Raw genomic sequence first — 3,903 nt, 5'->3', positions numbered from 1 at the left:
CGCTTCGCTGGCAGTGTACGACACTACCATGCACTGTCTGACACTACACGGAGGTATTGTTTCATATTACACATATTGGAACAAGGTGTGATTAGATTTTACGCTTACACAGATATGAGTAGCTGGAAAAAAGAAGTTGGATAAGAACACTGTTTGAAGTCTGCTTATGCTCGAATATCCACACTGGTTGCGGTGCCTTCCATAGGAACCTGGGCGGCTGCTTTCATTTCTGCACGGGCCGCACTATACGCCTTCGCATATATGTCGGTGGAAGCATCTATTAACTTGGTTTCTGCCTTGGTCTGAATCTCAATCCAACTGCCGTCACAAGTTTGAGCAGCGATCATTTCTCCATTCGGCGCATATACTTCGGCGGTGGGATGAAGCCCTCCAACATAGGCTTTCATGGAATATCCCCCAATCAGCCTTGCCAAAAGTGTGCCATACCGGCTCGACGCTTTCTGAATATAGGCAGCGGCTTGTGCAACTGGCTTGGAACGGTTGGGGGAGACTGTCCTTCTCATGTGGGAAAGACTGTACTGCACATAATCTTCCGACATATAGACGCCAGCCTTGGCGTCTTTTTTGGCCTGCTCTTGAATCCCTAAAATATAGCGGTCAGTCATGGCATTTTCAGCCTGCTTTTGAGCGGACATCTGAATTTGCGGCGTCTCGCCCCACTTGGCTGCTTCGCTGGTTCTTAATCCACCAATTTGCATCTGTACTCCCTCCTTTATCCAATTCCTATATAGGCTCCTTTATCAATACTATCGGCGAAAATTGAAAACTTTTAACAGTAACTAGGCCATTATCCAGCTTCGTCAATCTACGATTTCAACACTCTCCGCGATGGTGATGAGGACATCCTCCGGCAAAGAGGAAATGATGCAAAATAGCACATCGTCTCCATCAGGGTGCCACACCAGCGCATTGCCTTCTCCTGCCTGGGAGGCCTGATAGAAGTCCGCCTGCACCTGTCCAACCTGAACCGTAGAAACACAGCGATAGTCATCAATATAAACTGTGTCTCCACCATTCTCTCCATAGGTGCAGGAGAATGAGATCATCTGGCCGTCGGCGTTCGTATAAACCACGTTTTTGAGAATAGGGAGATCCGTCTGCTTGGTTTCCTCATACCCTTCCGGCAGCCATGTCGGCGCATAATTTTCCATTTGTTCCGCATCAGACGGCCGCACATTTTCTGCCATGTCAATCAGCTCCTCTTTGCTGAAAAAGCCTGACAAATAAAAGGCCGTTTCTCCATCTGGAGACGTCCAAACGATTGAACTTCCAACATCCGGGGAGTTGGAGAGGTAAAAATCTGCGGGGACATCTCCCACATAGACGCGCTGCTGTGTGCTGGTGGATGTGTCAATGAACCAATAGGACGAATCAACGCTGGGTTGATAATTAAATTTCAGCAATTCCCCGCTTTCATTGACATATGTTTCGCAAATGCAATTACCTATGGTATTTGTTGCCCATTCTGTATAGCCGTCCGGAATCCAGGACAGGGAATATTTCGGGGAAATTTCTTCTTCCGAGGACTGCCCTTCGGAAGTCTGCGTCCCGGAATCTGTTCCCTCAAAATGATACACGGAGTATGTACTATATGTTTCTTTTATCCAGCGAATAAAAGCCTCCCTTGCCTCTGCATCGACTGTCAACCATGCGCCGCCGGTCAGGATAACCGCCAGAACAAAGCACGCTACACTTTTTGCAAACTTATAAAGCACCGGATGGTTTGCCCTGCGGGAGATCCGGCGTATCTTTTTTTGGAACGAATTTGAAAACTCATGCTCACATTCTTCAGGAGCAGGAAGCGAATCCAACATAACTTGGTCAGCCTCAACAGCTGCTGCTTTCAGCATCTCCTCGGTAATCACAACTTGCCCTCCTTTTCGTATAGGTCTTTTAATCTGGCCTTGGCACGTTGATCGAGTTTTGACGCTGCGGCAAATGACAACCCCAGAATAGACGCCATCTCCTTCACACTATACCCTGGACATACCGGAGCAGGATCACTTCACGATACCGTGCAGGGAGCTTCAGGATACAGGCTGTCAGAGTGTTTTCCCCCTCATAAATCACCTGGATACCCTGAACAGTGTCGTTCAGTTCAAGCATTTGGTGTCTCTTATGCCGCCTATACAAGTCGATTGCTTTGTTCTCAACAATCGTAACGACATAGCCCTTGGTTTTTGGACACTTCGGCTCTCCGATTTTTTTCATATTTTCTGCCACATTGAGAAATGCCTGATGAACGGCATCCTCAGCATCCTGTTCGTTATGTAAAATCTCGTTGGCCACATGAAACATAAGGCCGCGATACTCCAGATAGATTTGCTCAAACTTTGAGCGATCTTCTGGAGTATCAATCATTTGCAAATAGATTATCATGGTATATACCCCCGGTCGCTATGTCTTTGATTATATCATGCAAGGTTCACTTTACACAAGTAAAGAGCAGCTTGATGGTCATGTGGGAGTATCCTGGACTCAAAGATACAGCCGCCAAGGGGTCTGTATCTGTTTTATGTTTTAATCCCGTTTTGTCTTTGAAAAATCTGGACAATCCCCTCAAAACAACATATCTGCTATTATGTGCGGCTCCTGATGGGGGCTGCATTTTTTATATAAATCGACTTGAACCATAGCCATTTCAACATAATTAGATTTTGTGTGTCCAAAATGTGCAGTATTGAGCGTTATGAGATATAACCTGACACATCTTTTTTCCTGTTTATCATTATTAGTGACACGAAAATCTATTTTTGGACACTATTTCTTAAAATTATGTGCAACAGGCTTCTGGAATGTAGATCAACGGGTAAAAAGATAGGGGTGTTCGCTGTCAAGCTAAAAGTTTGCAGGTGAGTCCTCTTACCATAAATTTTTGTGCGGCACGAATTTTTATTTCCAGTGGTTAGGATGAGACAATGCTTATAAGGACAATAAAGGCTGCCATTCTGTTTACCTTAAATGGGATGACATTCTTCTAATGGTATGATGTTCGGCGGTCTGCAAAGGTGGCCGCCATGGTGCAAGCAAAATATCGACAAAATCAGAGGAATTTTTTACTTTTACGAAAATGCTCCGCTCCACTCAGCAACTTTTTAATTGTCCAATTAGAAGTTGACCATACACAGATTAACGCCAGTTTCCCGGCTTGGGAGACTGGCGTTTTTGTTTGTCGTTATTTGTGGAAATCCCGCGCATTTTGCCGATGTCGTTCTCCGCCCCTGTTCGATTCACTTGACCTATCAGCTGTCTGTGAATCGAACAGGAGGTACATAATGAAGCAAATCAATCTTCGAGACCTATATCCAGATGTTTATAAAGAGGATACCTTTGTAGAAGTCTCTGACGAGATACAAGCTGCTTTTCAATCTGCCCAGCGCGCCGAGGCAGCCTATAACCGCCAAAGGTATCGCTATAAAGCCCATTATTCCCTGGATCGGGGAGATGGCATTGAACACAATTCCCTTGCAAGGCCACTGACACCGGAGATGATTCTGGAGAACAATTTCCTCAAAGAACAGGTGTATGCCGCTGTGATGTCTCTGCCAGATCTGCAAGCTAAGCGAATCTACGCCCGGTATTACTTGGGGATGACCATTACTGAAATTGCACGCACAGAAGGAGTTAGTAAAAGCCGGATTACGGAAAGCATACAGCGTGGGCTAAAGAGCCTTGCCGGAAATCTGAAAAAAATTCTTGGGTAGGCGGAACTTTCCCTTGATATTGGTCATGGTTATCAGAAGCAGAGTTTTATCATCTGCTCTGATAGCAGCTTGCTACGAAAATAAGTAGCGAGGGCGTGTACCTTGCTACGAAAATAAGTAGCGAGGGCGTGTACCTTGACAAACAGGTTTTCAATGCCTCATGAAAAACCATCGCAGC

4 protein-coding genes are annotated in these 3,903 nt (G+C 45.6%); 1 reads left to right on the top strand and 3 read right to left on the bottom strand.

Annotation, left to right across the window (positions count from 1 at the left end; translation table 11 throughout):
- Window positions 1-164: 164 nt before the first annotated feature.
- The 3 genes from B5F35_RS17695 to B5F35_RS17685 form a co-directional block, all read right to left on the bottom strand.
- Window positions 165-719 (bottom strand): hypothetical protein, encoded by a 555-nt coding sequence (locus tag B5F35_RS17695; protein WP_087242954.1) that lies wholly within the window; start codon window positions 717-719, stop codon window positions 165-167.
- Between the two features lie 102 nt (window positions 720-821).
- Window positions 822-1,886 (bottom strand): DUF4367 domain-containing protein, encoded by a 1,065-nt coding sequence (locus tag B5F35_RS17690; protein WP_087242952.1) that lies wholly within the window; start codon window positions 1,884-1,886, stop codon window positions 822-824.
- A gap of 103 nt (window positions 1,887-1,989) precedes the next feature.
- A complete protein-coding gene (locus B5F35_RS17685; RefSeq protein ID WP_087242951.1) occupies window positions 1,990-2,400 on the bottom strand; it encodes an RNA polymerase sigma factor in 411 nt (136 codons plus the stop codon).
- Window positions 2,401-3,296: 896 nt separating this feature from the next.
- On the opposite strand from B5F35_RS17685, the gene B5F35_RS17680 reads away from it, so the two are divergent.
- Window positions 3,297-3,725 carry a sigma-70 family RNA polymerase sigma factor gene (locus B5F35_RS17680; RefSeq protein WP_087242949.1) on the top strand — a complete coding sequence of 143 codons (429 nt, stop codon included), beginning with the start codon at window positions 3,297-3,299 and terminating at the stop codon, window positions 3,723-3,725.
- Window positions 3,726-3,903: the final 178 nt, after the last annotated feature.

Origin of the sequence: Anaeromassilibacillus sp. An200 (assembly GCF_002160025.1) — a bacterium.
In the GTDB taxonomy this organism is placed as follows: Bacteria; Bacillota; Clostridia; order Oscillospirales; family Acutalibacteraceae; genus Caccousia; species Caccousia stercoris.
The sequence above is the reverse complement of the archived record's forward strand: the minus strand, read 5'-3'. Positions and strand labels throughout refer to the sequence as shown.

Excerpts from the sequence above, each read along its gene's own strand:
- B5F35_RS17695 (WP_087242954.1), bottom strand. The coding sequence starts at position 719 with ATGCAAATTGGTGGATTAAGAACCAGCGAAGCAGCCAAGTGGGGCGAG.
- B5F35_RS17685 (WP_087242951.1), bottom strand. The coding sequence starts at position 2,400 with ATGATAATCTATTTGCAAATGATTGATACTCCAGAAGATCGCTCAAAG.
- B5F35_RS17680 (WP_087242949.1), top strand. The coding sequence starts at position 3,297 with ATGAAGCAAATCAATCTTCGAGACCTATATCCAGATGTTTATAAAGAG.